We start from the raw sequence: 26,542 nt of genomic DNA, 5'->3' as shown, positions 1-26,542 counted from the left end.
CGCAAGTGAAATGGTTGACGGCATTGTATATCACCGTTTATTATGATATAGAATGACCAGTCAGTCAATACATAAAGGAAAATGGAGGACATAATGAATTCGATCATCAATTTTGTATTAAAGAACAAGTTCGCTGTATGGCTCATGACGATTATCGTAACAGTTGCTGGTCTATATGCCGGATTGAATATGAAACAAGAATCAATCCCGAATATCAACACTCCAGTCATTACGGTTTCTACAACGTATCCTGGCGCAACGCCGGACGAAGTATCAGATAAGGTGACAGATCCAATTGAGAAGTCGATACAAAATCTCAATGGGGTGAATGTGGTCACTTCTAATTCTTTTGAAAATGCCTCATCGATTCAAATCGAGTACGATTACAATAAAGACATGGATGAAGCAAAGAAGGAAATTGAAGATGCCATTAGCAATATCAATTTTCCAGAAAATGCAGAAAAACCAAAAATCGCACGTTTTAGCATCAATGCGATTCCAATTTTAGCTCTTAGTGTCTCCGGTGATAAAGAGTCATTACAAGACCTGACACAAAAAGTGGAAAATGACCTTATTCCTTCTCTTCAAGGCTTAGATGGTGTCTCTTCTGTCGAAGCTTCTGGACAACAAATCAAAGAAGTAGAATTTTCTTTTAAACAAAAGAAATTGAAGGAATATGGTTTAGATGAAGAAACTGTCCAAAACATGATCAAAGGCTCTGATGTCAATGTACCTTTAGGGTTATACACATTTGGCAACAAGCAAAAATCAGTCGTAGTGGATGGCAATATTTTAAGTGTTAAAGATTTGAAAAACATGCGAATTCCTGTCACACCAAGTGCAAGCGGCGGTGCGGGAAGCGCAGGAGCTGGAGCGCCTTCTAGCGGCTCAGGAAATGCAGGAGCTCAAGGTGCTGATCAACAGGCTGGAAGTGCAAGTCAGCAGCAAGCAGCAGCAGCTCAGCAACAACCTGGTGCAGCAAGCGGTCAATCTGTAGAGCTGCCGACGATCAAACTTTCTGAGATTGCAGATATTAAAGTCGTGAAAGATGCAGAATCGATTTCTAGAACGAACGGAAAAGACAGTATCGGTTTGCAAATTGTTAAAGGCTCTGATGCCAACACAGTGAGTGTAGCAGAAGCAGTCACAAAAGAACTTGATACATTCAAAAAAGACAATAAAGGAATCAAAGTCAGCACGACATATGATCAAGCAGAGCCGATTAAAGAATCTGTCAGCACAATGCTGAACAAGGCGATCATCGGAGCAATCTTTGCGATCATTATCATTATGTTGTTCCTTCGAGATATCAAATCAACATTAATCTCGGTGATTTCCATACCGTTATCCCTGTTGATTGCTGTTTTATTATTAAATCAGCTCGATATCACATTAAATATCATGACACTTGGTGCCATGACAGTCGCCATTGGACGTGTTGTCGATGACTCGATTGTCGTCATAGAAAACATCTATCGACGAATGGCGTTAAAAGATGAACCGTTAAAAGGAAAAGCACTCGTTAGAGAAGCCACAAAAGAAATGTTTATTCCGATTATGTCTTCGACGATTGTCACAATTGCGGTATTCTTGCCATTAGCTCTAGTGGGTGGAATGATTGGTGAACTATTCATCCCATTTGCATTAACCATTGTGTTTGCTCTAATGGCTTCACTACTTGTCGCCATTACAATCGTTCCAATGATGGCTCACAGCCTATTTAAAAAGAACCTGTACGGCAAAGCGAAAAAGGTAAAAGAACACAAACCAAGCAAACTTGCTGGTGGTTATAGACGTGTACTCAATTGGACATTGAACCATAAATGGATCACGTCAGGAATTGCGATTTTGATGCTGATCGGTAGCTTATTCCTCGCACCACTTGTCGGTGTCAGCTTCTTACCGCAGGAAGCAGAAAAAACGGCAATGGTGACATACACGCCAGAGCCTGGACAAACGAGAGAACAAGCCATTGCTGAAACGAAAAAGGCAGAAGATTACTTAATGAAACGTGATCATGTCAATACGGTTCAATATTCATTAGGCTCTTCAAATGCACTGACAGCAAGTGTTGGTGGAAACTCTAACGGTGCATTATTCTTCGTACAATACGACGAGGACACACCGAACTTTGATAAAGAAAAAGATCGTGTGGTTAAAGCCCTTCAAGACAAAACGTCTAAAGGGGAATGGAAATCACAAGACTTCTCATCTGCTGGCGCAAGCAATACAGTGACGTACTATGTGTACGGTGACAAAGCAAGTGATATTGAAGGCACAGTCAAAGATGTCGAGAACATTTTAAAAGATGAGAAGAACTTGAAAAACGTCAGCACAAGCTTATCTGAGAAGTATGACGAATATACGTTTAATGCAGATCAAGAAAAACTGGCGAAACTAGGCTTGACCGCTTCACAAATCGCACAGGCGATCGCTCCTCAAAGTAATGAAACAACGTTGACGAAAGTAACAGAGGACGGCAAAGAACTAGATGTGAAGCTTCAAACAGAAAAAGATGAATACAAGAGTAAAAAAGATCTAGAGAATAAAAAGATCACAACACCAACAGGACAACAAGTCCGAATTGGCGATGTGGTGAAAGTGAAAGATGGCACAACAGCAAACACTGTAACAAAGCGTGATGGGAAGATTTACGCTGAAGTATCTGGTGACATGACAACAGACGACGTATCAAGTGTGACACAAGATGTTCAGAAGAAAGTTGACAAGCTTGATTTAAAATCTGGCGTTACGATTGATACAGGCGGTGTAAGTGCGGATATTGAGGAATCCTTTACACAGCTAGGACTCGCAATGCTTGCAGCGATTGCGATTGTATACCTCGTTCTCGTCATTACATTTGGCGGAGGTCTCGCACCATTTGCGATTCTGTTCTCACTTCCATTTACGGTTATTGGGGCACTCGTTGGATTGTTTGTAGCGAAAGAAACCATCAGCTTAAATGCCATGATTGGATTGCTGATGCTAATCGGAATCGTTGTAACAAATGCCATTGTCTTGATTGACCGAGTGATTCATAAAGAAAAAGAAGGTCTTTCAACAAGAGAAGCTTTACTTGAAGCAGGTACAACAAGATTACGCCCAATCTTAATGACGGCACTTGCGACAATTGGTGCATTGCTGCCACTCGCATTAGGTTTTGAAGGCGGAAGTCAGATCGTATCAAAAGGACTTGGCGTCACCGTTATTGGCGGTTTAACAAGTTCTACACTTCTCACATTGGTCATCGTGCCAATCGTGTATGAAATCTTAAGCAAGTTTAGACGTAAGAAAAAGTACGCTGAAGAAGAGTAAGAGGAAGCCCCGCTAATGAGCGGGGCTTCAGCGTGTAGACAAACCCTCGCATTCTTTGTCAATCCTGCGTGCTGGTGCTCACGAATGTCAAATTCGCTCCGCGCCGGTACTCGTTCTTCCTAGAATGCAAAGGTTTTCTATCACGCTGAAAAGAAGACACAGGGCTAAAAAAGTACATTTTAGTCCTTTGTCAACAATCTGAGCCCCGCTAATAAGCGGGGCTTTTTTATGATGAAATCTGACAAACCGCTTTTCTCATCAGCTCTTCAAAGGCCTCGAAAAAGGCATCCCGATCGACGTGGTCAATGACTTGAATCAATTTTCCATCTGGATGTTCTTCGGTACGTCCTTGTCTTGGTGTTTCGGTATAAACAATTGCATTCATTTCTTTTGAACGGGTAAATGAGGTGGATGCAAGAGTGATCGTTGTCAGCACATCCCATAAGTAGTAAGTCGAGTTCGTTTCGTGATGAATGAGAGGCGGACAAAAGGCATAACATTGTCCAATAAAGTCAATCCCAATGTGAGAGCGAAGGGAAGCCCAGCGTTGACGGACATCGAGTGTGAGCGGGACTTGATTCGTGCTTTCCAGTGCGACCATTTCAATTGGAAAACGCTCTTGAAATACGGTGCTCACAGCATAAGGGTCCCAAAAAGCATTCCATTCTGCTGTTCCATCATGCTCGGGTTCTTCGACATTGCCTTTTTCAAGGAATGTGCCGCCCATCCACACCAGTTTCTCAATTTTATTTGAGATGGAAGGATCTTCTTCTAAGGCGCGTGCAAGGTCTGTGAGCGGTCCTGTAAAGAGCAGCGTAACAGGTTCTGTTGACTTTTTCACCGTTTCAATCAGGTGAAGATGTGCAGGAAGCTTAGATACTTTTGTATCAACAGCGCCTTTTTCATTTAAAATCGGCAGGGCATCTACATAAAAAGCATGCATGCGCCATTCCTTTGGAAAAGGATTCACATCTCTAGAATTGGAAGCGGCGACTTCAATCTCATATGGGCTAAAACGATCAATAATTTTCTGAGAAGCGCTCAGCGCAGGCTCTAAATAACAATCAGCAGGAATCACAGACATTCCGATCACTTTCAGGTGTTCCATTTGAAGAAGTAGAAATAAGGACACAAGATCATCAACACCGCCGTCATGGTTGAAATAGACAGGCTTTTTCATGGCATACCATCCTTTTCATCGTTTTCTTTTATCTTATCAGAATGTTGATCTGCTGAGGGAAACGTACCGTGAGATTTCAAATATTAGGGGGTTGTTCTGTTGCCATTTTCAAATCTCATAGTATAATTAAAGGTTGTTAGTGGTGAAAATAGATTGCATAATGATAATAGGATGATGATGAATGAAACGTGCTCGAATTATATACAATCCGACATCTGGACGTGAACTCTTTAAGAAGAATTTACCGCAGGTTTTGCAAAAATTTGAACAGGCTGGCTATGAAACATCTTGTCATGCGACGACATGTGCAGGAGATGCAACACAAGCAGCCGAAAAAGCCGCACAGAGAGATTTTGATTTAATTGTAGCAGCTGGTGGAGACGGCACGATTAATGAAGTCGTCAATGGATTAGCACCGCTTGAAAAAAGACCAAAATTAGGAATCATTCCAGTTGGAACGACCAATGACTTCGCAAGAGCACTTGGCATTCCAAGAGAAGATATTTTAAAAGCGACAGATGCCATCATTGATGGTGTAGCAAAGCCGCTTGATATTGGTAAAGTGAATGGACAGTATTTCATTAATATTGCGGGAGGCGGCCGATTAACAGAGCTGACCTATGAAGTGCCTAGTAAGCTGAAAACCATGCTAGGACAACTTGCGTATTATTTGAAAGGCATGGAGATGCTTCCTTCCATTCGCCCGACAGAAGTCGAAATTGAATATGACGGCAAATTGTTTCATGGCGAAATCATGCTGTTTCTTGTTTCACTAACAAACTCAGTAGGCGGCTTTGAAAAGCTCGCACCAGATTCCATTCTAGATGATGGGATGTTTGACCTGATCATTCTAAAGAAGGTCAATCTAGCAGAAGCCATTCGAGTGGTCAGCCTTGCACTTCGAGGCGAGCATATTCATGATAACAATGTCATCTACGCAAAAGCGAATCGCGTGAAGGTAGATGTAAAAGATAAAATGCAATTGAATTTAGATGGTGAATACGGCGGCATGCTGCCAGGTGAATTTGAAAATCTGTATCGCCATATTGAATTTATTGTGCCAAAAGCAACAGCTGAAAAAATAGGGTGAAGACTAAACTTGGTTCCTTATGGCGACCAAGTTTTTCTTTGCAAATGAGGTGATAAAATTGGTGAAAATGAAACCGCCTGTTGAAAAAAATGAATACTACAATGTAACCTTCGAAGATTTAACGCACGAAGGTGCAGGTGTAGCGAAAATTGAGGGTTTCCCTGTGTTTGTACCGAATGCCCTTCCTGAGGAACAAGGGAAAATCAAAGTCACACGTGTCAAAAAAGGATTTGCTTTTGGACGACTCATGGAGCTGACAAAGGAAAGTCAGCACAGGCAAGATGCGCCATGTCCTATCTATAAGCAGTGCGGAGGCTGTCAAATTCAGCACATGAGCTATGAAGGCCAGCTGCTTTTTAAACAGAAACAAGTAAAGGACGTATTGGAGCGGATCGGCAAGCTTGATATGAGCCGTGTAAAAGTTCATCCTGTACTCGGCATGGAAGACCCTTGGAATTACCGAAACAAAGCACAAGTACCAGTTGGCGAACGGGAAGGCGGACTTGTTGCTGGATTTTATCAGCAGCGTACCCATGAAATCATTGATATGGAAAAATGCTTGATCCAGCAATCAGAAAATGACGAAGTGGTACAGGCAGTAAAAGACATCTGCAATGCGTTTGGCATCAAAGCATATAACGAAGAGCGGCATAAAGGCTGGTTGCGTCATGTCATGGTTCGCTATGGCATGGCAACAGGTGAAATGATGGTTGTGTTTGTCACAAGAACGGCTGATTTTCCGCAAAAGCAGCAAGTGATTGAACAGATTATAGCACGCTTCCCACACGTTCGGTCAATTGTACAAAACGTGAATTCAAAGAAAACAAATGTCATTTTCGGAGACGAAACGACCGTTTTATGGGGAGAAGAATACATTTATGACACGATTGGCGACATCAAATTTGCTATTTCAGCCCGCTCGTTTTATCAAGTGAATCCAGCTCAAACAAAGGTGCTTTACGACAAAGCCCTTGAATATGCCGAGCTGCAAGGAGAAGAAACCGTTATTGATGCATACTGCGGAATCGGTACGATTTCCTTATTTCTCGCACAAAAAGCAGGTAGAGTATACGGTGTAGAAATTGTGCCAGAAGCGATTGAAGATGCAAAACGCAATGCTGCATTGAACGGAATCAACAACGTCGAATTCGCAGTTGGCGAAGCAGAAACTGTTATCCCAAACTGGTACAAAGAAGGCATCAAAGCAGATACGTTAGTTGTTGATCCGCCAAGAAAAGGCTGTGATGAAGCACTGCTTGATACGATTTTAAAGATGAAACCGAACCGTGTTGTGTATGTGTCCTGTAACCCAGGAACGCTAGCTCGTGATTTGCGTATTCTTGAAGATGGTGGGTATGTGACGGAGGAAGTGCAGCCTGTGGATATGTTTCCGCATACGAGTCACGTTGAGTGCGTTGCTAGTCTTGTGATTCAACAGTCATAATGTATTGAAGCATCCCGATTTCGTGATATAACACCGATATCGGGATATTTTTATTTTGGCTTCCCTTCACTTGAATATAAAACGGTAATTATAGGTCGAAAATTAATATTTACTCCGTATTTGGTTTTGAAATGTCCTTTTTTGCAATTTTGCCTAGTTCATATTAAAGTATATAATGATAAAAATTGCTGAAAGAATTTACAGAAGGACATGCCCTTAGGCGCTATGTCATGAGAGGAATTGGATGAAAGATGAGTGAAAATTTCTGGCGTGATTTACCACGACCATTTTTTATATTAGCACCAATGGAAGAAGTGACAGATGTTGTGTTTCGTCATGTTGTGAGTGAGGCGGCGAGACCGGATGTGTTTTTTACAGAGTTTACAAACAGTGAGAGCTACTGCCACCCTGATGGCATTCAAAGTGTGAAAGGCCGTTTAACATTTACAGAGGATGAGCAGCCGATTGTTGCTCATATTTGGGGAGACAAGCCTGAGAACTTTAGACAGATGAGTATTGGAATGGCGGAATTAGGGTTTCAGGGGCTTGATATTAATATGGGCTGCCCTGTCCCAAATGTCACACAAAACGGGAAGGGCAGTGGGTTGATTCTTCGCCCAGACGTTGCGGCAGAGCTGATTCAAGCGGCAAAAGCAGGGGGATTACCTGTTAGTGTGAAAACAAGACTAGGGTTTACAGAGGTCGATGAATGGCGTGGTTGGCTCAGACACATTTTGGAGCAAGACATTGTGAATTTATCGATTCATCTTCGTACTAGAAAGGAAATGAGCCAGGTAGATGCACATTGGGAGCTCATTCCTGAAATTAAAAAACTTCGTGATGAAGTAGCACCTGATACGCTTTTGACGATCAATGGTGATATTCCTGACCGTCAAACTGGCTTAAAGCTTGCTGAACAGTATGGAGTGGACGGAGTGATGATTGGACGCGGGATTTTCCATAACCCATTTGCTTTTGAAAAAGAGCCGAAGGAGCATACGAGTGATGAGCTGCTAGGTCTTTTAAGATTACATCTTGATCTTCATGATCAATATTCCTCATTAGGCTTGCGTCCATTCAAGGCGTTGCATCGTTTCTTTAAGATTTATGTAAAAGGATTCAGAGGAGCGAGCTTCCTAAGAAACCAATTAATGAACACATCATCAACAGATGAAGTGCGTGCAATGCTAGATGAATTTGAGGCGAGAAATCAGGAACAATCATAATGAAAAAGAGGAGGGGAAGCAAGCCCTTCTCTTTTTTCTGTATTAATATAATTTAAATAGTGATGAAAATCCTTAATTTGTATTTAAAACCATTAATGTCCAAAGCGAGCCTCCGATATAATTATTGGAGGTGTTAGTATGTTCAAGTTTAAAAGAGGTGTTAAGCTTCCATGGAGAAGAGTAAAACAAATGTTAATTCCGTCTAAAAATTTATCTATTTTCCATGGACAACTGTGTATCTATTTGTTCTTGATAACTATAGTTGGGCTTATGATTAATCAGTCTCTATATGAATACAGTCTGTTTTTCTTTAGTAGTATTTTATCTATATCTTTTGCACATTGGAGTTTTTCTTATTTAAGTTTTCTAAAATTCAAAAAAGATCCTTTGTACTTTAAAGTGGTTAAACAAAAGGACTATCCCCACCAATATTCTGAGATTAATGATGTGTTGGATAGAATTGATGAAATTGAAGTTTCTGTTTTGAAATGGGCTAAAGAAAATGATGATCAGAACACTTTAGCAAAATTAAAAACACTCAATCTATATCACAGAGTGAGTTCGGGAAGAAAGGACTTAGATTTTTTATATCATTCACTAATAGTAGTTATTTTAGGAGTAATAACGTCAGTAATTTTTAATTCTAATATTATGACTAATTATAAAGAACACATAATTGAGCGATACTCCTTAGTCAACGAGTATGTGATTTACTATACGAATGCTGGGATTATATTTTATTTTGTAGTAACTGTAGCCCTCTTTTTCTTGAAAGAAAAACATCTGATGAACAGGAAGACTGAATTATATGAAAATATATTAGATAAAGTAATTAGTAAACTTGAGGATAAACAAAGTAAATGAAATTCTGTGAAATCTCATATTGATGTTTATATTAATGTGAATTTAACCCCCCTGTTGTTAGCAGGGGGGCAAACTATTACTCCGCACTCTCCTCAACATCACGGCTATCTTCTGTTTCACCAATATAAATAGGACCGTTTGCATGGTCGATTCGGATGGGCCATTCGTATGGGACTTGCAGGCGTCGTGCGATGGCTCGCCAAAACTTTGCAGAATCAAATTCTAGTTCTTGAAAGTCTTTAAGCAATTCTTTATAAGAAGATCCATCAAATTGAATGTACGAGTCTTGCAGACGCATAAAGGCGTAATGTCTCACTTCTAATGCTGCCGCAGCTTCCATTTCTTCTTCTGTTGCTTCGCCAATGATTGTTCCTGCGGGTGGAAGCATGTCATATACGTTAAATTCCTCTTCTTCTTCGTGTGCTGCATTGTGCTGTTGATCTGACATTTTGTTCACTCCTTCTAGTCTTCATCAAGCTTTTATTCGTGCTTACTTCTATTATCGGAAGGAAATGCGAAATGTGGAATGAAAAAAGAAGCAGATCCACAATACTTGCTTTTTCTTCTTGAATCTTTTATGATCAATTACAGATATAAAAGGTCTACAATAGATAGAAAGGAATGTTTCTATGAAATATTCTAAAGCGACCAACTATGCGCTGCATACGATGGTCTTTTTAACCCTTGCACCAAAGGGGAAAGCAATAGGCGTTGAGCCTCTCGCCAAGATGCAAGATCTTTCACCTACCTATTTATCTAAAATTTTAACAAAGCTTGTGAAGGCGGGATTGATTGAATCAACACCTGGCGCAAAAGGTGGTTACACCATTCTGAAAAAGAAGGAGGACATTTCGTTTCTAGACGTCATTCAGGCGGTAGAAGGACAAACCAATTTATTTCGTTGTTCCTTAGCACATGATTCTTTCATGCCTCACGATGGCTGTTTGATTGAACAAGTCATGCAAGATGTTGAAACGAAAATGCAGGAGACGTTAAGTCAAAAGCGGTTAGTTGATATTGCAAGCCAAATAGAGCAGACAGAAAAAAATCCATTTTTCAATATGTGATTTTTTTGAGCAAATTATAGATATTAAGAGTCTTTAAAGTCTTTGATAAAAAGGGGAGATTTATATGTTATTAGATTGTGCCATTATTGGAGGCGGGCCATCCGGATTAAATGCAGCTCTTGTTGTGGGGCGGGGCAGAAAACAGGTAATAGTATTCGATGACGAGATGCCAAGAAATCGGGTGACTCAGGAATCACATGGATTTATTACAAACGATGGAATGACACCGTTTGAGATCAGACAAGCGGGAGAAGCGGATCTTCAAAACTACCCCAATATCCAAATCAAACGAAGCAGAATGGTGGAGATACAAAATCATGAGGATAACTTCGCGTTACTGACACAAGAAGGAGAAAGATTCGAAGCGAAAAAAATCATTTTGGCCACAGGACTTCAGGACATATTACCAAAGATCAACGGGATTCATGATGTGTATGGAAAGACGTTGTTTAGCTGTCCTTTCTGCGATGGCTGGGAGCTGAAAGACAAGCCACTTGCCCTGATTGCAGAGAACCAGCGCGCTTTGCATATGGCGAAACTTCTTTCCAATTGGACAAAGGATTTGATTGTGTTTACAAATGGACAGCAAGTGTTAGCTGAAGAGGAGAAAGCACTGTTATCAACACATTCTATTCAAGTTATTGATGTGCCAATTGTAGCGATCCATCATGACAATGGACAGCTGCATTCAATTCACCTTGCGAATGGGGAAACAGTGAAACGAGAAGGCGGATTTGTAGCAAGTGATTTCAAGCAGTCAGCTCCATTTGCTGAAAAACTAGGCTGTCAAATGACGAAAAATGGGGGCATTGAAACAGATATTCTTGGGCGTACAACCGTCAGCGGTATTTTTGCATGTGGTGATAATTTAGGCGGGCCTGCTCAGCTTGTTCTTGCAGCAGCAGCCGGAAGTCAGGCAGGAATGGGCGTGATTCATGAACTTGTGCAGGAAGAGTTTCAACAAAAAACATCTCTGTAAAAAGAGATGTTCAGCGATGAGCGATTTTCCGTTTTGCTAAGACGTGAGCAGTCCATTCAAAAAGTGCGTAGATGACAAAGAAGATTAGGATCCAGCTGCTGACATCGACCCATACATTGTTGATTTGAATGATGTTCGCCTGATCAAGTCCAGCCTGTATCCACATCGTGATCAATGCGGTGAGGAACACCTGTAAAAACCATTTTTTCAATTGGTCACACCTCCCTCTCTTTCTATCATATAAAAAATGACAGTTTATTTCCAATTGAATTTCCATCAGTTTCAACGGTAAAATAAGAAATAAAACCAATGGAAGGATATGAGATGAGCGATCAAACCAATCGTTTTTTAAAAAGTCATTTTCCTGAACTTGTCCTCGCGCCGCCTCTTTTTTATAAGTGGCCTTTTGGTCTTCGCTTTGAAGTGGCAGATTGGTCATTAGGAGAAGAATCGGTTGTATTAGAAAAAGCAGGCGATCGGGCTTTAAAAATTGTCAGATATGCTTTTGATCCAGAAGACGATATTCTACTTGTCACGGATGTCTACACGCAGCATGAACATGAACTAACGAAGCAAAAGCTCCTTGTTTATCAGAAATATGCCGACCGACAAGTGCTTCACCGATTGCGTCACGAGCGTTTGACCTATATACAACCAAAACAAGAAGAAACAATGAAAATAGAGAGATTTACACTCAAGTGTCAGTTGCAAGATATTCGATTGCGCCCGCTATTACAAGCCATATGCCAAGAGGATTTCTACAAGCCGAATCAAATCTTGAAAGGAAAGCTTGGTTATGACATTTATCTCATCAATCTCTCAAAACAGATGATTTTCCACTTATATGATGATCGAGGCTGTGATCTCATTGCGGCAGATCCAGAACATCTGCGTCCAGTTTATGAAGGTTTACAGCACTGGCTCTTAGACTATGACCGTGCTCAGATGGATCAGTTGTTTGCCGGGAAATAAGAAAAACCGCACTTTTGACAAGTGCGGCTTCTTTTTATGCTTCGACTTTATTGAAAAACTGTGGTAGATATTCTTTATGTGCTTCTAGCATTTCATCTAGGATGCTTTTTGCAATGGCATCTGATGGGACGAGCGGATTGATGGTCATGGCGACAAGTGCTGTGTTGTAGTCGCCTGTCACGGCTGCTTCAGCCGCTACACGTTCAAAGGATTTAATTTGAGAAATAAGTCCTTTGACAGCGACCGGCATTTCCCCAAAAGCGATTGGTTTTGGGCCGTCTTTTGTGATGACACAGTTCAGTTCAACGGCAGAATCATTTGGAATGTCACTGATGGCGCCATTGTTGATTGTGTTTACAGGCTGAATGTCATGCTTGTCGTTATAAATGGATGCGATCAAGTTACATGCTGCATCACTGTAGTAAGCACCGCCTCGTTTTTCAAGCTGTGGCGGCTTAATATCAAGATCAGGATCTTTGTAAAGCTCGAACAGGTCATTTTCTAGTGCACGGACGACTTCTGCACGAGTTCCTTCATTCTCTGCTGCTTTCTTTTCTTCAGCCAACATATCACTTGTTTTGTAATAGTAGCGGTGGTACGGACAAGGAATCACACCAAGCCCTTTTAAGAAATCTGCATCCCACGGAATCGCTTGAATGTTGTTCATCGACATGGTCGAGTTTGGATCTGCCATGTCTTCGATCACTTGATCCATGATGCTTTTGCCATCTAAGAACACGTTCAGTCCAAAGACCATATGGTTTAATCCAGCAAAGCTGACTTCGACTCTGCTTGCGTCGACATCAAGTCCTTTGGCGATGCCCATGCGAATGCCGATTGGTACGTTACATAAGCCAACGACTTTGCGGTGGTTTGAATAGCGAAGTACGGCTTCTGTGACCATACCAGCTGGATTTGTGAAATTCACAAGCCAAGCATCCGGGCATAATTCTTCAATATCTTTCACAATCTCAAGAATGACAGGGATGGTGCGCAGGCCCTTGAATAGACCGCCTGGACCGTTTGTTTCTTGACCAATGACATCATATTTTAAAGGAATACGTTCATCCTTCATACGTGCTTCCAGTAATCCGACGCGGAATTGTGTTGTGACGAAATCAGCGTCTACCAGTGCTTTCCGGCGATCTAAAGTTAAATGAACCTCGATTGGAAGTCCCGCTTTTTTCACCATGCGTTTTGCAAGATTTCCGACGATCTCAAGCTTTTCTTTACCTGCTTCGATATCGACGAGCCAAAGTTCACTAATTGGAAATTCCTCGTACCGTTTAATGAATCCTTCGACAAGTTCTGGTGTATAGCTTGATCCTCCGCCGATTGTGACAACCTTTAATCCTTTTGCCATGTTCTGCACCTCCGAATAATGTAACGCACAATGTTATAATAGAGTGAATCAATCTTTTATCATTTGTTTGTACATCTATAGCTTATCGTGAGAGTACCTTGTGCGTAAACGGTTTCAGCGTCTTTAGGCAAGGGTGCCCTATTTAGAGATTTGTTACATAAAAGAAACGTGTTGTGTCATGTTGTTGGAGAAAGGGGAAGTCAGATGTTTTCAAGTGAGGTCATTTCCAGCTTTAATGAACTAGAAAGCGCTTTATACCGATACATTATGGAAAACAGTGAAAAAGTCGTCTATATGAGAATCCGTGACTTGGCAGATGCCGCACATATATCGACCTCATCTGTCCTTCGCTTTTGTCGAAAAGTGAATTGTGAAGGCTTTTCAGAGTTTAAGGTGAAGCTCAAAATGTATTTAGAAGCAGAACAAACACCTTCTTTGAAAAGCACGCAGCATTTCCTGTATGAATTTATCGAACGGACACTTAAAGGAGATTTTGAGGAGAAAATTAAAGAGGCAGCGAAGCTCATTGCGGATGCAAAGAATGTGCTGTTTATTGGGACGGGCAGTTCTGGTATTTTGGCGCAGTATGGGGCAAGGTACTTTTCAAGTCTGGAGAAATTTTCGTTTTACATCAACGATCCGTTTTTCCCGATGAATATGCAGTATTTAGACAATAGTGTCACCATTGTGCTGTCGGTATCAGGAGAGAACAGTATTACGATTGATCATATTTCGAAACTAAAAAGAGAAGGCAGCACGATCATTAGTATTACAAACAATCAGCACTGTACAATTTCTCGTATTTCTGACTTGAATATTGCTTATTACGTCACAGACGAACGAGTCCATAGAGCCAACATTACTACACAGACACCCGTTGTCTATATCCTAGAAGCAATGGCGCGTGACATGTTTGTGATGTTAAAAGAAAAGTAAAAGAGCCGCTGCCTTAAACAGCCGCTCTTTTTTTCTGCATCATGAAAGTGGTGATGGCAATGCTTGAGCAGATGAGTACAAACAGTCCGCCTAACAAATACACAAATCTCGCTCCGAATGTATCCGCAATTAATCCAACAAAGAAAATAGATAAACTGACAGACATAGAAGAGAGAACGTATTGAGCCGAATACACCTTTGATAACTCATGGACTGGCGTTTCCGTTTGGAGGATGGTTTGCTGCGAAACATCCCGAATTTGATAGGCAGGCCCCATTAAAATACAGAGCAGCAATGCAAGCCATGGCAGGCTGTTTAGCGAAAATAGGATCGTCAGCACTGCATAAATAAAAGAGCCCGCTGCCATAAAGAGGAGAAGTTGTTTTTGAATAAACTGACTTAGCCATGCGGCCATGAGTCCGCCTATAATGGCACCTATATAATATGCGGCATTGATATATCCCCACCATTCCGCACCTTCATTTAAAACAAGTGTGACAAAGGCAAGCGTAACCGGTCCGACCCACAAAGCACCTGCAATATTTTCACTAACATCCATGAAAGTCAGGATGCGAACCGTTTTGTTTGTCCAAATGATCTTCCAGCCATCCTTGAACCCGTTCATCTTATTTTCTTTTTGAACCGTGTCTTCTTGCTTGAGTAGAGAAAAAACAGGGAGGATCAATAGATAAGACAACACAATCATGAAACAGGAAGCCCACATTAAATAAGATGGACCAATCAACAGGACGAGCATTCCAGTAAACGAATAGCCGGCGATTTGAACAGATTGATAAAAAACGGAGGCTGTACTGTTCGCTTTCACAAGCTGATTTGCTGGCACAAGCATCGGCATGATGGCCTGTAATAAAGGGCTGATGAACCCGCCTGTGATGGAAATCAAAACGAACGCACTAAACAGCCAGATCAGGTGCTGCTGAAAGAAATCAAATTGGGTCGTGAATACGACGAGCATTCCAATACGTAAAAGAGGGACCCATTTCAATAGACGCTTGGCTTGAAAGAGTTCTGTCAAAACAGGAGAGAGGAGCCCAGCCAATAGCTGACATAGTGTTCTTATGAGCGGAAATACAGCCGCATAGGCGACAGATTGTGTATCTTGATAAATAACCAATGTGACTGTCATCAAAAATAGAATATCACTTAGCATGAGAAGGCTTTTACTGCCTGTATAAAACCAAAACTTATTTCCCATATCCAACCGACTCCTTTTCAAAAACAAGTTCAGTATAGCATGTTGGCGAAGTGTGCAGAGGTTTTCCATTGAAAAATACATCTTAAGGATGAGAGGATTGTGATAAGCTAAATGAAAGAACATCGTAAGGAAAGGGGTTCAATCCATTGAAAAAATTACCAGCGCATGACTTTTTGGACAAGCATGGCATCCCGTATGACATCAAAACATTTTCTGCCGAAACAGAGAAGGGCGCAGCGAATGTAGCGGCTGCTCTTGGTTTTAGAGAAAGACAAATGATCAAAACATTGATCTTTGAAACAGGGGAAGGGGAGCAGCTGCTTGTAATGGTGGGTGCTGACCAGCACATCAAATCAGGGAAACTAAAGAAAGCCGCAGGCTCTCGCAATATCAAAATGGCTTCACCAGACACGGTGCTTGAAGTGACAGGCTATCGCATTGGCTCCATCCCGCCATTTTGCTGGCAGCCTGAAGGGTTCCGCACGATTATCGAAGCATCGCTATTAGAAGAAGAGATATTAGGCGTTGGAGCGGGAGAATGGGGAAATGAAATACTCATCACACCAGAACAATTAGTGAAAGCCTCAAAAGCGGTACCATTTGATCTTGTTCAACCATCCGAATAGAAAAAGTGCCTGTTGCTGAAGCAGGCACTTTTTTAATTGGAGTCAGGTGCTATAAAGGGTCCGATGTCTTTCATTTGCAGAAAAGCATTCACCGTCCTATTTTCCTCAAGGTCATTCGCCCGTTTGCAGACCACAACAGGTCTGATAATGTCTATTCCTTCGATATACACGCGCCCAATCTCTCCACGTTCTAAGCTTCGCTGAACAGCGTCACGAGGAACAAGGGTGATGCCATAGCCAGCTTTGATCATTTGAATGGCTTCGTGGACACCACTGAATTGTAAATCAACGGTCGGTTTTTTAATTCCTTTAGCGGTAAAAAGGGAAAAAAGCTTGTCTCTCGTCGAACTGCCTTCTTCTCGCATTAAAAAGGGTTCATGGCTTAGGCGTTCTAGGGGGACGGTTTGTCCATTTAACGGGTGATCCACAGGCACGATAAAGTCATAACTTAAATCAGTCAAGTGAGAGGTATGAAGATCTTCGTGGTGCAGATCCTCTATTACGGCGATCGCCACATCTGATTGATATTGAAGCAGGCTTTCGATCACTTGAGCGGAGTTTCCGCTTTTTAATTCAATATCTGTCTGTGGCGATGCTGTTTTAAAAGAGGCAAGCCAATCAGGCAGTAAAAAGTTAAGTGGTACGTAGGTAGAAGCAATTCTGAGTCTTCCTTTTTTTCCGTTTTGCAGAAGAGTGATCTGATATTCTACTTCTTTTTCCGCCTCGAATACTTGCCGGGCATATGGATACAGGATCTTTCCCATCTCCGTCAGTGTAATCCCCCGGCCGTTTCGTTTGAAAAGACGAAAGCCGATCTCTCGTTCAATGCTTCGTAATTGTGCCGTCACAGCCGGCTGCGTCAAAGACAGCACGTCTGCCGTTTGTGTGACACTTTTTGTTTCGGCTACCTTTGCAAAAATACGGAGGGCATGTAAATTCATCTTTGCACCGCCTATCAATTATTTTGATGATTCAATCAAAAACATTCATTAGATTTATTATAAGGTATCCCTTATCGTAAAGGTAGCGAAGGGGGAAGAAAAAATGGATCGTCGTCAAAAGCAAGTTGTGTCAATTGCGCTCATCACAGCATTTGCCCTTATTGGGGATTCAATGCTCTATATTGTTCTCCCGGTCTATTGGAAAGAGATTGGTTTATCATCCATTTGGGAGGTGGGGTTACTACTGTCTATTAACCGATTCATTCGTATCCCACTAGCACCTGTCGTATGGTGGCTTTATCGATATATTCCAATGAAGACCGGTGTACTGATCGCAATTTTGATCGCGTCAGTGACCACGATATTATATGGTATGAGTGGATTTTGGCTGCTCTTGATTTGCCGCTGTGCATGGGGTCTCGCTTGGACGTTACTCCGTATGAGTGGGATGAGGTTCTTGGCTGAAATGGACGAAGGCTCACAAGGACATTTGACGGGTCTTTATAATGGGCTTTACCGGCTTGGCAGTTTATTTGGCATGTTATTTGGTGGAATCCTTGCCAGCTTGATCGGTTTTCAGTCCATGACGCTTGTCTTTGGCTTACTCACATTAATGGGCTGCATTTTTTATGTATCGTTGAATGAAATTGAAAAAAGAGAAGGCACGCAGGTGTATCATGGCATCAAACAGAAGTGGTTTACACGAGATGTGGTAAAAGTACTGATAACAGGCATGCTGATCGCACTGATCATTCAAGGTTTATTCGCATCCACGCTGAGTCATGTCATTGAAGCAAAGATTGACCAAGATGAATTGACTCTGTTTGGCTTTGTCATCGGAGCTTCGGCTTTAAGCGGTGTTATTCAAACACTCAGGTGGGGATGGGAACCATTTCTAGCACCGAGAACGGGCAAATGGTTTGATCGTCTTGTGATGAAGGAACGAATGTTATGCTGGATGTTTCTTTCATTTGGAGGGCTCAGTTTTTTTGTGATCATGCTGAAGGTAAGCGGCTGGTTCCTATTGATGCTGCTTTTGATTCAACTGATGGCAACAATTGTCACAACGTTCACCGATACACTTGCCTTTCAAAAAGCTTCTGCTCAAACAGATAAGAACCGCTTTCTCGCCAGCTATTCTTTTGTTCAAGATATGGGGGCTGCTTTAGGACCTTTGTGTGGATATACGTTGATCCAGTTTTTCGGAACAAACAGCGTCTTTTGGCTGATGCTTATCATAAGTTTAATGCTCGTCAGCATGTGGATAAGAAGCGGGCAGCATGTTTCTTCTAGTGCAGTGTAAGAAATAAAGCGTTATATAAAAAACTGCCTCATGCAGCTGATCGCAGGAGGCAGTCATATTCTCTTATTCTAAGTCTGAATCATAGGCTTTTTGCGTGAGTTGGCTGACGACCTCTTTCAAGCCATTGGGTTTATGGAATTCAACAGGTGTGCTTCCTTTTTCAAATACAATTTGATCTGCTTCAACGAGCACGACATATCGATTGTTGACCTTTGCGATATGAATCGAGTGGCCGAAGTCGGCTAAAAGTCCTTTAATTTCTGTTTCGCCTAGACGCATCTTCATCGTGATATCAGGGGTTTGTTCAACAATATGTGAAGCCGCTAGTGTGACCTGTTCTGTATCGAGTGTTTCCCGAATCTCCCGTTTTTCACTTGCTTCCCATATTTCAAGGTCCTCCTCAAATTGTTTTAATTCTTCACTTTCATCCTGAAATGTTTCAAATACATGTTCCTGCACCATATTCATGACCTGTGATTTCATGATTTCAGGCATCGATTCCCCGTATTCGACGAATTTTAGAAAGTCTTCAAAATAACGAGCGTGTGAGGATTGGTGAATTTTCACTTCGGCTTCCTCTGTCATACCTTCTTCTGGCATAAACGGGTATTGAATCGATTTCATGTTTTTTGTTGTAATCGCCATTTCTACTTTTTTGATCAAGGTAGCTGTATCAGCAATAGAAGCGACTTTCTGTTCAAAATCGCATTTCATGATAAAGACAAAAGAGTCATCGAAATATTTTTTAGGAACCGCAGATGCAACCAAAAACACGCCGCCTCTGACAGCACTTGTATCTAAATAGGTGCGAACAAATTGTTCACTGCATTCGTTAAATACTTCTTTTGTATCTGCAAATCTCGTCTGATGAAATAAATTGTAGTTTGGATTTGAATCGAGTTCATGCCCGGGTTCTACAATAAATCGGCCAATTTTAGTCGGTACTTGCTCAGACTTAGGGTGTCTGTCTACTTTTCGTTTGACGATTTTTTTAAGCTCACCGTCTAGAAAGTCTTTCAGCTCACTTTGTTCAAATTCCTCTTGGTCTAATGTTTGGTAATGTTTAAACCGTTTATTTGCTTGTTCCTCTTTGCCTTCTATTTCAACGACATAGAATGATAGAAAACGTATCGTAAAATCCACTGATTGGTCACCACTTTTTCTTCTTTGGATATGTTGAGTATAGAAAAAGGAGTGAAAATCGTCAACGAATGGAGAAATATCGTGTCATTATTTCCCGAGAAATGTTTCGTGAAAAACGCTTGATAATAATTATCATTCTTGATAGAATGATAAAAGAAAAGAAGGAACCTGCCAGTTCCTTCATCTCAGAAAATCATATATTATTTTGTTTCAAATGTTTCGCAATCCGTTTCAGCATTGCGAGTCACGTCAGTCATTGTGCTTTTACCAATTTTAATGGTAGAGGCTGTACAGCTGTTGTCAGCCCAAAAACGGCAAGAGTTCACTTCACAAAGTACATTTTGTGCCATGGGGATTCACCTCCGTGATTCATATTAAGAATGAAGCAAGCTGCCACTTGAGTTCATTCAATCTAGTAGTCTCTTTATCGAAAGAGGCTGTTTGTGCTGTTTATGCACATGTTTATCATACCATCTACCCTGAAAATATACAATTTAAACTTTGAAAGAGCGAGAATGCAAATCTCGCTCTTTTTTGTTTGTAAAAATAGTTAAATGCTAGGTGGCACCCTCTCTTATTCCGACATATGAATAGAGTAGATTCAAAACCTGATGTCGGACAAAGTATAAGGGTACATGTACTGATTTTCCGCATGAAGATAGGGTTTTCAATCAAAAATTTTCATAGAGAGATGAGGGGAGAAGATGAAAGCAGTCATTCTCTGCGGAGGAAAGGGAACGAGAATGAGTGAGGTCACACAAGCGCTTCCTAAACCACTTGCTATGATCGGAGACCGGCCTATTCTATGGCATATTATGAAAATCTATCAGTATTACGGTGTAGACGAGTTTATCTTATTGCTTGGATATAAAGGAGAGAAAATCAAAGAGTATTTTCTCAACTACGACTGGCGGCATCACAGCATGCAGCTGGATATGTCGACAGGGGAAATGAAGCTTTTAGGGGAGTCGGAGAATTGGAAAATCACCTTTTTAGATACGGGTGAGGATACGATGACAGGCGGGCGGTTAAAGCAGGTACAGGATTATATTGGTGATGAGACTTTTATGATGACGTACGGGGACGGACTTGCCAATATCAATATGTTTCATTTGCTCAAGCGCCATCAAGAGCTTGGAGCAGCTGCCACTGTCACAGGAATTGAAAAGAAATCACAGTACGGCACGCTGAAGGTGTATAACGGGATGGCACAATCCTTCTCTGAGAAGACAGACAGTATCGGGATGATCAATGGAGGATTTTTTGTGTTGTCTCCAAAGGTTTTTGATTATTTAACAGATGATGATCAATGTGTGTTCGAAGCAGAGCCTCTTCAAAATCTGGCGAATGATGGAGAGCTTGCAGTCTATGAGCACCACGGATTTTGGACAGCAATTGATACGTTTAAAAACTTGAAAGAAATCAACGGCATGTGGACTGAAGGAAAACAACCATGGAAGGTTTGGTGACAGCATGAGCGGATTTTGGAATGGGAAAAACGTATTTGTGACTGGGTGTACGGGATTGTTAGGGAGTTACCTCGTCAAGGAATTGATAGATCAAGGAGCAAACGTAACAGGGCTTGTACGTGATCAGGTGCCAAGATCGAACTTATATCAAGGCAGTCAATTTGAAAAGATGAATGTCGTCCAAGGCGCACTTGAGGACATGCAAACGATAGAACGTGCGTTAGGAGAATATGAGATTGATACGGTCTTTCATTTGGCTGCCCAAGCGATTGTTGGGGTCGCAAATCGTCACCCGGTCTCTACATTTGAAGCCAATATTTTAGGAACATGGAATGTGCTGGAGGCATGCAGAAGGCAGCCGCTTATCAAACGAGTGATTGTGGCATCGAGTGATAAAGCATACGGGGATCAAGAACAGCTTCCTTATGATGAAGACATGTCGCTTAACGGTAAGCACCCATATGATGTGTCAAAAAGCTGTGCAGATTTAATTTCTCACACGTACTACAACACATATGGTCTTCCGGTTTGTATTACGCGCTGCGGTAATTTATATGGAGGCGGGGATTTGAATTTTAACCGAATCATTCCGCAAACCATCCAGCTTGTGTTAGAGGGAAAGGCGCCAGAAATTAGAAGTGACGGAACCTTTATCCGTGATTATTTCTATATTGAAGATGCGGTCAAGGCTTATTTACTGCTAGCTGAAAAAATGGAGGAAAAAGGGCTTGCAGGAGAAGCATTTAACTTTAGTAATGAAATTCAGCTGACCGTGCTTGAGCTCGTTGATAAAATCTTAAAGGCGATGGGCAGTGAACTAAAACCTCGTATTTTGAATCAAGGAACGCATGAGATTAAGCATCAATATTTATCAGCAGAAAAGGCGAGAAAGCTGCTTGATTGGAAGCCTGATTACTCCATTGATGAAGGGTTAGAAAAGACAATTGAATGGTACCGCGAATTCTTTCAAAAATAGAGGTGTATACAGATGAACAGCATATATTGTACGGTTCTATCAAGTGGAAGACTTTATCAAGCCATTGCGTTTTTCTTATCGTTGAAGCAAGTAGAAGATGATGCTGTCATCAAAACGTTATGTATGGATGATGCTGCATTTGATTTGCTTCATCAAATGAATTTCCCGCATGTCGATCTTGTTCATGTGCGTGAGCTTGAAACGCCGGAGCTTCTAGAGATCAAAAAGGAACGAAATGATTCGGAATATTGCTGGACATTAAAACCGATTTGGATTGAGTGGCTATTTAAGCAGGACCAGGCGGAGGAAGTGACGTATCTAGATGCGGATTTGTTCTTTTATGAGAGTCCACAAGTGATTTTTCAAAACCAGCCTGATGCCTCTGTGCTTCTATCAAGAGGGGATATTGTCATTCCAAGCTTTGATCCAGAGGAAGTGAAGATGCTTCAGAAACTTTTAGGGCGCTATAATTCAGGATTCCTGCATTTTAAAGGAGATGAAGCCGGCCGGAAGTGCCTGAGCTGGTGGAAAGAAGAATGTCTAAAAGAATGCAAAAATGCGCCTGGAGAAGGGAAATTTGGGGATCAAGGGTATTTGGACCATATGCCGGTGCTGTTTGAAAAAGTAGAAGATATTCAAACAAAGGGTGTGAATATTGGTCACTGGAATTATGGCCAGCATTCTTATCAGGAAGAGAATGGACGTATTTTGCTTGAGGATGGAAGCCCACTCATTTGCTATCATTTCAGTGGTTTTCGGATCTTAAGCAAAGATGATATGCAGCAAATCCATGAAAAAGGAAGAGATGATTTGCCATTTTTCCAAGAAGCCTATCGGGAAGTGCTGCGTCATGTGATTGAATCGGTAGAACAAGTCAATCCGATGTTTAACGGCTATGCCAAACTGGAGGAGGATGGCGCATGAATGAAAAGCCGAAGGTCAGCGTCATTATTCCGAGTTATAATGCGAAAGAGCGTTTAGAAGGGAGCCTTTTTTCCTTAACGCTTCAGGAAACCGATATTCCATTTGAGGTCATTGTCGCTGATAATGGGTCAACGGACGGCACGATGGAAATGCTCGAACACATTGAGGTGAACTTTCCATTCAAAAAGGTGCGTATTCCTGTCAATCAAGGAATTGCCAAGGGGCGCAATCATGCCATTCGTGAGGCAGAGGGAGACCTCTTAATATTCCATGACAGCGATATGTTGGCAGAGCCCCAATTTATTCAAAAGCACGCAGAGGCACATGCTGATCATGAGGACCGTGTCATTTGCGGTGTATGCTGGAAGCGAATCTACCGTTACTTTTACACCGGTTTTGATAAAGATCATGTGAAACGATTAAAAAAACAAGGGCTGTATCAGCGGAAAATGAAAGACAAAACGTCTCTTGTGTCGATGGAGGAAGTGAAAAGCGGCGCATTTCTAGAGAGAAGCTTCGACTTGCAGTCCGAATTTATTGATATCCTGAAAGACATTTTAAACACGTACGACTATGATTTAAGTTCTTATCAATTGCCGTGGCGATTTTTTATCACAAATAACTCTTCCGTCAAGCGAAAGCATGTCATGGAACTAGGGATGTTTGATGAAAAAATCGTTCGATACGGGTTTGAGGATTATGATTTAGGCATTCGTCTGCATCAGCTTGGCCTCTCATTTGAGCTGCGTGAGGATATTTTAAGTGTGCATCAGGAACATCCAAGTAATTTAACATCATTCGATGACATCAAATATAACATTTTGTATATGTGCGAGAAGTACAACAATATTGATTCGATTGATGTTCATCTGGCTTTCTCTGGACCATTTTCTCATACCGTGACAAATGATATCGTGAAAGACATTCGCCAGCTGCGTAAGAATGCAGCATATGATGATCTGCTCGCTTATTTTTTGGAGCTGCTTCATATGATCACAGAGCGGAATGTGGGCATTAAACGTGATCAAAAGGACGTGCTGACGGCAAAGCATTTCCCTTTGAAAAAGCTGTCAGAGGCGGCCCAGCTTGCCAAGCAGGAACATGGATGCACGGTGCTGGCAGAGGCCATTCAAGGGCTCACAAAAGAGCTGCTGCATGTTGACTTGTTCCAAGTGGATGTGTTGTAGATGGCATCCTATCATTTCACAACCATTGTGTCGAATACCCATGTATTTAAGCTACTGGCGCTGATTCATTCACTTGAGCAGACGGCTCAATCATACAAACTTTCTGTCTTATGTGCTGATCCTTTGGCTTACAAGGTGTTAAGTCAGTTTCCTCACCCACATGTCCAATATGAACAGCTTGAAGATGTGGAAGATGATTCGCTGCGAAAAGCAAAGGCGGATCGTACGTTCCACGAGTATTGCTGGACGCTTAAGCCTGCGTTTCTACTCAAAATTCTTGAGTCCTCTGATGCAGATTATCTCGCTCATTTGGATACAGATTTGTTTTTTTATCATGATCCAGAGGCGATATTTGCAGAAAATCCACTCGCTCATGTATTTTTGACAGATCATATGAATTCCAAGCGATTCTATCACTTTTATGAATTATCCGGCCGTTTTAATACTGGGTTTGTAGGCTGTCGAAACACAGATGTGGCCAAACGGGCTGTGACGCAGTGGAAAGAGAACTGCATTGCGCACTGTACAGTAGAAATGGATACGGAAAAAAAGACATATGGTGATCAGCGGTATGTTGAAAGATGGGTCGATGATTTTGAGGGTGTCCATGTGGTGGCATCTAAAGGTGCCAATGCAGCGATTTGGAATATTGAAAACTATAAGCTCTCCGTTGTGAAAGGAGATATGTATCTCGACGAATGTCCACTGCTGTTCTATCATTTCTCTGCCTTTACGATCATTGATGAAAATACCTTTAATCTGAATTGGTATTACTATATGACAGAACACACTCTTGTGGATCATTTGTATATTCCGTATGCGGATTTGATTCATCTGAAAATTAAACAGGTGCAAAAGGTCTTTCCAGACTTTCAGCAGGGGTTTATTGCAAAGAAGCATGTTCCTGACACACATTTTTATGAGAGATGAAAAAACCGCTCATTTATTGAGCGGTTTTTACCTTTTATGATTCATTCCATTTCGCTATGGTCTGATCGCTTGGCAGTAAGAAGGCTAGGATGCCTAATATCGGTAAAAAGGCGACACCGATCATGGTAGGCGTTAAACCGACTGCATCAATTAATGAGCCGAGGGCAACGGATCCAATCGCTCCCATACCAAACGCAAGCCCAACAGTTAAACCAGACATTGTGCCAATTTTCCCGGGAAATAGTTCTTGGGCATAGACCACGGTGACAGAGAAGCTTGAGGTCAGAATGATCCCAATGAGTCCAAGTAAAACATAAGCAACAACCGGTCCGGCAAATGGGAGAAGCAGGGCAAGCGGAAAGGATGCTAATAAGGAAATTAAAATGACGGTTTTCTTGCCGAAGTGGTCTGCAAGCGGCCCGCCTAAAAATGTCCCAATCGCACCCAATATAAGAAATAAGAAAATATAAGTTTGTGATTCTTTAATCGTCAAACCATATTGCTCAATCGCATAAAACGCATAGAAATTCGAGATCGCATTTCCATACCAAGAACGTGCGAAAATAAGAAAGACGATAATGCCAAGAGCTGTGAGCGCTGATTTGCGGTGAAGTTCAGATCTTGCTGCTTTTGCAGGCGCTTTTTTCGCTTGTGCTCGAATGGTTTGAAGCTTTCTTGCGTACCATCTCGAAATATAGAGAAGGAAACCGACAGCAATCATTCCAACAATCGTAAACCAAGCCACACCTGGCTGACCGAGAGGGACGAGCATTAATGCGGCGATTAGCGGAGCAAAGGCTTGACCTGTATTTCCACCGACTTGATAGATAGATTGAGCAAGACCACGTCTAGGACCAGCTGCCATGTTGGCAACCCGTGAGCCCTCTGGATGGAAAATCGCAGAGCCAAGTCCAATAAAGACGACGCACAGTAGGATGGTCGCAAATGATGGCGCAAACGCAAGGCCGAAAATGCCGACAGCACTTGAAAATAATGCGATAGGCAGTGCATAGGGCATCGGCCGTTTATCTGTGTACCACCCGATCGCAGGCTGCATGACAGAGGAGACCATATTTAATGTAAAGGCGATTAGCCCTAATTGAGTAAAGGTCAGCCCCATTGAGCGTTCTAAAATAGGGAACATGGCAGGAATCACGGCTTGCAATGTGTCGTTGAGCATATGGCAAATACCAATAATCAATAAAATAGGATAAACCGTTGAACCGGTGACCGCTTTTTGAGGTTTATCCTTTGTTTGAGCAGCAATAGCCAATGAGACTTCCTCCTTTCATTCAACTTGTTTCTTTTTTTCATTCTCCTCATTTTATTCATAAGGTGAACTATAAAACAATAGCAAATTGTCATGATTTAGAAAAAAAGAGACACATGCG

25 protein-coding genes are annotated in these 26,542 nt (G+C 41.7%); 16 read left to right on the top strand and 9 right to left on the bottom strand.

All coding sequences use genetic code 11. The annotated features are described in order from the left end of the window. The first annotated feature begins 93 nt into the window (after positions 1-93). Positions 94-3,315, top strand: coding sequence for an efflux RND transporter permease subunit (locus ACTJJQ_RS14020; protein WP_099496370.1), 3,222 nt, complete (start codon positions 94-96; stop codon positions 3,313-3,315). A 226-nt stretch (positions 3,316-3,541) separates the two neighbouring features. Here the strand turns inward: ACTJJQ_RS14020 and ACTJJQ_RS14015 are convergent, their stop codons facing one another. Next, positions 3,542-4,495: a nucleoside hydrolase gene (locus tag ACTJJQ_RS14015; protein WP_440600302.1), complete on the bottom strand. Its 954-nt coding sequence runs from the start codon at positions 4,493-4,495 to the stop codon at positions 3,542-3,544. 181 nt (positions 4,496-4,676) lie between these two features. Between ACTJJQ_RS14015 and ACTJJQ_RS14010 the strand changes: the two genes are divergently transcribed. From ACTJJQ_RS14010 to ACTJJQ_RS13995, 4 genes are all read left to right on the top strand, one after another. Beyond that, positions 4,677-5,585, top strand: a complete 909-nt coding sequence (locus tag ACTJJQ_RS14010; RefSeq protein WP_007496845.1) for a diacylglycerol kinase — start codon at positions 4,677-4,679, stop codon at positions 5,583-5,585. Positions 5,586-5,646: 61 nt separating this feature from the next. Next, a complete protein-coding gene (gene rlmD, locus ACTJJQ_RS14005) occupies positions 5,647-7,029 on the top strand; it encodes a 23S rRNA (uracil(1939)-C(5))-methyltransferase RlmD (RefSeq protein WP_440600301.1) in 1,383 nt (460 codons plus the stop codon). A gap of 251 nt (positions 7,030-7,280) precedes the next feature. Next, the gene (locus ACTJJQ_RS14000) at positions 7,281-8,255 is read left to right on the top strand and encodes a tRNA dihydrouridine synthase (RefSeq protein ID WP_427273507.1); all 975 of its coding nucleotides are present in this window, start codon (positions 7,281-7,283) and stop codon (positions 8,253-8,255) included. Positions 8,256-8,393: 138 nt separating this feature from the next. Continuing rightward, a complete protein-coding gene (locus tag ACTJJQ_RS13995; protein ID WP_217013938.1) occupies positions 8,394-9,119 on the top strand; it encodes a hypothetical protein in 726 nt (241 codons plus the stop codon). Positions 9,120-9,195: 76 nt separating this feature from the next. Here ACTJJQ_RS13995 and ACTJJQ_RS13990 read toward each other — a convergent pair whose 3' ends face one another. After that, positions 9,196-9,567 carry a hypothetical protein gene (locus tag ACTJJQ_RS13990; protein ID WP_007496834.1) on the bottom strand — a complete coding sequence of 124 codons (372 nt, stop codon included), beginning with the start codon at positions 9,565-9,567 and terminating at the stop codon, positions 9,196-9,198. A 181-nt stretch (positions 9,568-9,748) separates the two neighbouring features. Here ACTJJQ_RS13990 and ACTJJQ_RS13985 point away from each other — a divergent pair, with 181 nt between their 5' ends. Beyond that, positions 9,749-10,186 carry an Rrf2 family transcriptional regulator gene (locus ACTJJQ_RS13985; RefSeq protein WP_061418284.1) on the top strand — a complete coding sequence of 146 codons (438 nt, stop codon included), beginning with the start codon at positions 9,749-9,751 and terminating at the stop codon, positions 10,184-10,186. A gap of 64 nt (positions 10,187-10,250) precedes the next feature. Next, on the top strand, positions 10,251-11,165 hold the full coding sequence (locus ACTJJQ_RS13980) for an NAD(P)/FAD-dependent oxidoreductase (protein ID WP_440600300.1): 915 nt from the start codon (positions 10,251-10,253) through the stop codon (positions 11,163-11,165). Between the two features lie 10 nt (positions 11,166-11,175). Here ACTJJQ_RS13980 and ACTJJQ_RS13975 read toward each other — a convergent pair whose 3' ends face one another. Continuing rightward, on the bottom strand, positions 11,176-11,376 hold the full coding sequence (locus tag ACTJJQ_RS13975; RefSeq protein WP_039168553.1) for a hypothetical protein: 201 nt from the start codon (positions 11,374-11,376) through the stop codon (positions 11,176-11,178). A 113-nt stretch (positions 11,377-11,489) separates the two neighbouring features. Here ACTJJQ_RS13975 and ACTJJQ_RS13970 point away from each other — a divergent pair, with 113 nt between their 5' ends. Further along, entirely contained in the window at positions 11,490-12,137 is a 648-nt protein-coding gene (locus ACTJJQ_RS13970; RefSeq protein WP_440600299.1) for a DUF3885 domain-containing protein, read from the top strand. Positions 12,138-12,171: 34 nt separating this feature from the next. Here ACTJJQ_RS13970 and ACTJJQ_RS13965 read toward each other — a convergent pair whose 3' ends face one another. Beyond that, complete coding sequence (locus tag ACTJJQ_RS13965) at positions 12,172-13,500, bottom strand: 6-phospho-beta-glucosidase (protein WP_440600298.1); 1,329 nt, start codon at positions 13,498-13,500, stop codon at positions 12,172-12,174. A 204-nt stretch (positions 13,501-13,704) separates the two neighbouring features. Here ACTJJQ_RS13965 and ACTJJQ_RS13960 point away from each other — a divergent pair, with 204 nt between their 5' ends. Next, positions 13,705-14,436: a MurR/RpiR family transcriptional regulator gene (locus ACTJJQ_RS13960; RefSeq protein WP_178896580.1), complete on the top strand. Its 732-nt coding sequence runs from the start codon at positions 13,705-13,707 to the stop codon at positions 14,434-14,436. A 13-nt stretch (positions 14,437-14,449) separates the two neighbouring features. On the opposite strand, the gene ACTJJQ_RS13955 is transcribed toward ACTJJQ_RS13960, so the two are convergent. Continuing rightward, complete coding sequence (locus ACTJJQ_RS13955) at positions 14,450-15,652, bottom strand: MFS transporter (RefSeq protein WP_255836105.1); 1,203 nt, start codon at positions 15,650-15,652, stop codon at positions 14,450-14,452. A gap of 146 nt (positions 15,653-15,798) precedes the next feature. On the opposite strand from ACTJJQ_RS13955, the gene ACTJJQ_RS13950 reads away from it, so the two are divergent. Continuing rightward, the gene (locus ACTJJQ_RS13950) at positions 15,799-16,278 is read left to right on the top strand and encodes an aminoacyl-tRNA deacylase (protein ID WP_041093150.1); all 480 of its coding nucleotides are present in this window, start codon (positions 15,799-15,801) and stop codon (positions 16,276-16,278) included. 32 nt (positions 16,279-16,310) lie between these two features. Here ACTJJQ_RS13950 and ACTJJQ_RS13945 read toward each other — a convergent pair whose 3' ends face one another. Further along, a complete protein-coding gene (locus tag ACTJJQ_RS13945; protein WP_057078352.1) occupies positions 16,311-17,219 on the bottom strand; it encodes a LysR family transcriptional regulator in 909 nt (302 codons plus the stop codon). 103 nt (positions 17,220-17,322) lie between these two features. On the opposite strand from ACTJJQ_RS13945, the gene ACTJJQ_RS13940 reads away from it, so the two are divergent. Next, a complete protein-coding gene (locus ACTJJQ_RS13940; RefSeq protein WP_440600297.1) occupies positions 17,323-18,522 on the top strand; it encodes an MFS transporter in 1,200 nt (399 codons plus the stop codon). A 63-nt stretch (positions 18,523-18,585) separates the two neighbouring features. Here the strand turns inward: ACTJJQ_RS13940 and ACTJJQ_RS13935 are convergent, their stop codons facing one another. Both ACTJJQ_RS13935 and ACTJJQ_RS13930 read right to left on the bottom strand, forming a co-directional pair. Next, positions 18,586-19,665 (bottom strand): DUF3900 domain-containing protein, encoded by a 1,080-nt coding sequence (locus ACTJJQ_RS13935; RefSeq protein WP_440600296.1) that lies wholly within the window; start codon positions 19,663-19,665, stop codon positions 18,586-18,588. A 200-nt stretch (positions 19,666-19,865) separates the two neighbouring features. Continuing rightward, positions 19,866-20,015, bottom strand: coding sequence for a DUF1540 domain-containing protein (locus tag ACTJJQ_RS13930; RefSeq protein WP_008344201.1), 150 nt, complete (start codon positions 20,013-20,015; stop codon positions 19,866-19,868). 354 nt (positions 20,016-20,369) lie between these two features. Here ACTJJQ_RS13930 and rfbF point away from each other — a divergent pair, with 354 nt between their 5' ends. The 5 genes from rfbF to ACTJJQ_RS13905 are packed head-to-tail and all read left to right on the top strand — an operon-like array spanning position 20,370 to position 25,151. Next, complete coding sequence (gene rfbF / locus ACTJJQ_RS13925; RefSeq protein ID WP_440600295.1) at positions 20,370-21,134, top strand: glucose-1-phosphate cytidylyltransferase; 765 nt, start codon at positions 20,370-20,372, stop codon at positions 21,132-21,134. 4 nt (positions 21,135-21,138) lie between these two features. Continuing rightward, the gene (locus ACTJJQ_RS13920) at positions 21,139-22,110 is read left to right on the top strand and encodes a GDP-mannose 4,6-dehydratase (protein WP_039962651.1); all 972 of its coding nucleotides are present in this window, start codon (positions 21,139-21,141) and stop codon (positions 22,108-22,110) included. Between the two features lie 12 nt (positions 22,111-22,122). After that, positions 22,123-23,034 (top strand): putative nucleotide-diphospho-sugar transferase, encoded by a 912-nt coding sequence (locus ACTJJQ_RS13915; RefSeq protein WP_045034449.1) that lies wholly within the window; start codon positions 22,123-22,125, stop codon positions 23,032-23,034. Further along, positions 23,031-24,221, top strand: a complete 1,191-nt coding sequence (locus tag ACTJJQ_RS13910) for a glycosyltransferase family 2 protein (RefSeq protein ID WP_052320786.1) — start codon at positions 23,031-23,033, stop codon at positions 24,219-24,221. The genes ACTJJQ_RS13915 and ACTJJQ_RS13910 overlap by 4 nt, the downstream gene beginning before the upstream one ends. Next, entirely contained in the window at positions 24,222-25,151 is a 930-nt protein-coding gene (locus ACTJJQ_RS13905) for a putative nucleotide-diphospho-sugar transferase (RefSeq protein ID WP_243824992.1), read from the top strand. 34 nt (positions 25,152-25,185) lie between these two features. Here the strand turns inward: ACTJJQ_RS13905 and ACTJJQ_RS13900 are convergent, their stop codons facing one another. Beyond that, entirely contained in the window at positions 25,186-26,424 is a 1,239-nt protein-coding gene (locus ACTJJQ_RS13900) for an MFS transporter (RefSeq protein WP_440600294.1), read from the bottom strand. Between the last annotated feature and the right edge of the window lie 118 nt (positions 26,425-26,542).

It is taken from the genome of Bacillus sp. 22483, assembly GCF_052044605.1.
In the GTDB taxonomy this organism is placed as follows: Bacteria; Bacillota; Bacilli; order Bacillales; family Bacillaceae; genus Bacillus; species Bacillus altitudinis.
Note: the sequence above shows the minus strand (reverse complement) of the source record. Positions and strands in the feature narration are given on the sequence as shown.

What these genes read in the sequence shown, in the direction of transcription:
- ACTJJQ_RS14020 (WP_099496370.1), top strand. Translation starts at nt 94, where the DNA reads ATGAATTCGATCATCAATTTTGTATTAAAGAACAAGTTCGCTGTATGG.
- ACTJJQ_RS14015 (WP_440600302.1), bottom strand. Translation starts at nt 4,495, where the DNA reads ATGAAAAAGCCTGTCTATTTCAACCATGACGGCGGTGTTGATGATCTT.
- ACTJJQ_RS14010 (WP_007496845.1), top strand. Translation starts at nt 4,677, where the DNA reads ATGAAACGTGCTCGAATTATATACAATCCGACATCTGGACGTGAACTC.
- ACTJJQ_RS14000 (WP_427273507.1), top strand. Translation starts at nt 7,281, where the DNA reads ATGAGTGAAAATTTCTGGCGTGATTTACCACGACCATTTTTTATATTA.
- ACTJJQ_RS13995 (WP_217013938.1), top strand. Translation starts at nt 8,394, where the DNA reads ATGTTCAAGTTTAAAAGAGGTGTTAAGCTTCCATGGAGAAGAGTAAAA.
- ACTJJQ_RS13990 (WP_007496834.1), bottom strand. Translation starts at nt 9,567, where the DNA reads ATGTCAGATCAACAGCACAATGCAGCACACGAAGAAGAAGAGGAATTT.
- ACTJJQ_RS13985 (WP_061418284.1), top strand. Translation starts at nt 9,749, where the DNA reads ATGAAATATTCTAAAGCGACCAACTATGCGCTGCATACGATGGTCTTT.
- ACTJJQ_RS13980 (WP_440600300.1), top strand. Translation starts at nt 10,251, where the DNA reads ATGTTATTAGATTGTGCCATTATTGGAGGCGGGCCATCCGGATTAAAT.
- ACTJJQ_RS13970 (WP_440600299.1), top strand. Translation starts at nt 11,490, where the DNA reads ATGAGCGATCAAACCAATCGTTTTTTAAAAAGTCATTTTCCTGAACTT.
- ACTJJQ_RS13965 (WP_440600298.1), bottom strand. Translation starts at nt 13,500, where the DNA reads ATGGCAAAAGGATTAAAGGTTGTCACAATCGGCGGAGGATCAAGCTAT.
- ACTJJQ_RS13960 (WP_178896580.1), top strand. Translation starts at nt 13,705, where the DNA reads ATGTTTTCAAGTGAGGTCATTTCCAGCTTTAATGAACTAGAAAGCGCT.
- ACTJJQ_RS13955 (WP_255836105.1), bottom strand. Translation starts at nt 15,652, where the DNA reads ATGGGAAATAAGTTTTGGTTTTATACAGGCAGTAAAAGCCTTCTCATG.
- ACTJJQ_RS13945 (WP_057078352.1), bottom strand. Translation starts at nt 17,219, where the DNA reads ATGAATTTACATGCCCTCCGTATTTTTGCAAAGGTAGCCGAAACAAAA.
- ACTJJQ_RS13940 (WP_440600297.1), top strand. Translation starts at nt 17,323, where the DNA reads ATGGATCGTCGTCAAAAGCAAGTTGTGTCAATTGCGCTCATCACAGCA.
- ACTJJQ_RS13930 (WP_008344201.1), bottom strand. Translation starts at nt 20,015, where the DNA reads ATGGCACAAAATGTACTTTGTGAAGTGAACTCTTGCCGTTTTTGGGCT.
- rfbF (WP_440600295.1), top strand. Translation starts at nt 20,370, where the DNA reads ATGAAAGCAGTCATTCTCTGCGGAGGAAAGGGAACGAGAATGAGTGAG.
- ACTJJQ_RS13920 (WP_039962651.1), top strand. Translation starts at nt 21,139, where the DNA reads ATGAGCGGATTTTGGAATGGGAAAAACGTATTTGTGACTGGGTGTACG.
- ACTJJQ_RS13915 (WP_045034449.1), top strand. Translation starts at nt 22,123, where the DNA reads ATGAACAGCATATATTGTACGGTTCTATCAAGTGGAAGACTTTATCAA.
- ACTJJQ_RS13910 (WP_052320786.1), top strand. Translation starts at nt 23,031, where the DNA reads ATGAATGAAAAGCCGAAGGTCAGCGTCATTATTCCGAGTTATAATGCG.
- ACTJJQ_RS13905 (WP_243824992.1), top strand. Translation starts at nt 24,222, where the DNA reads ATGGCATCCTATCATTTCACAACCATTGTGTCGAATACCCATGTATTT.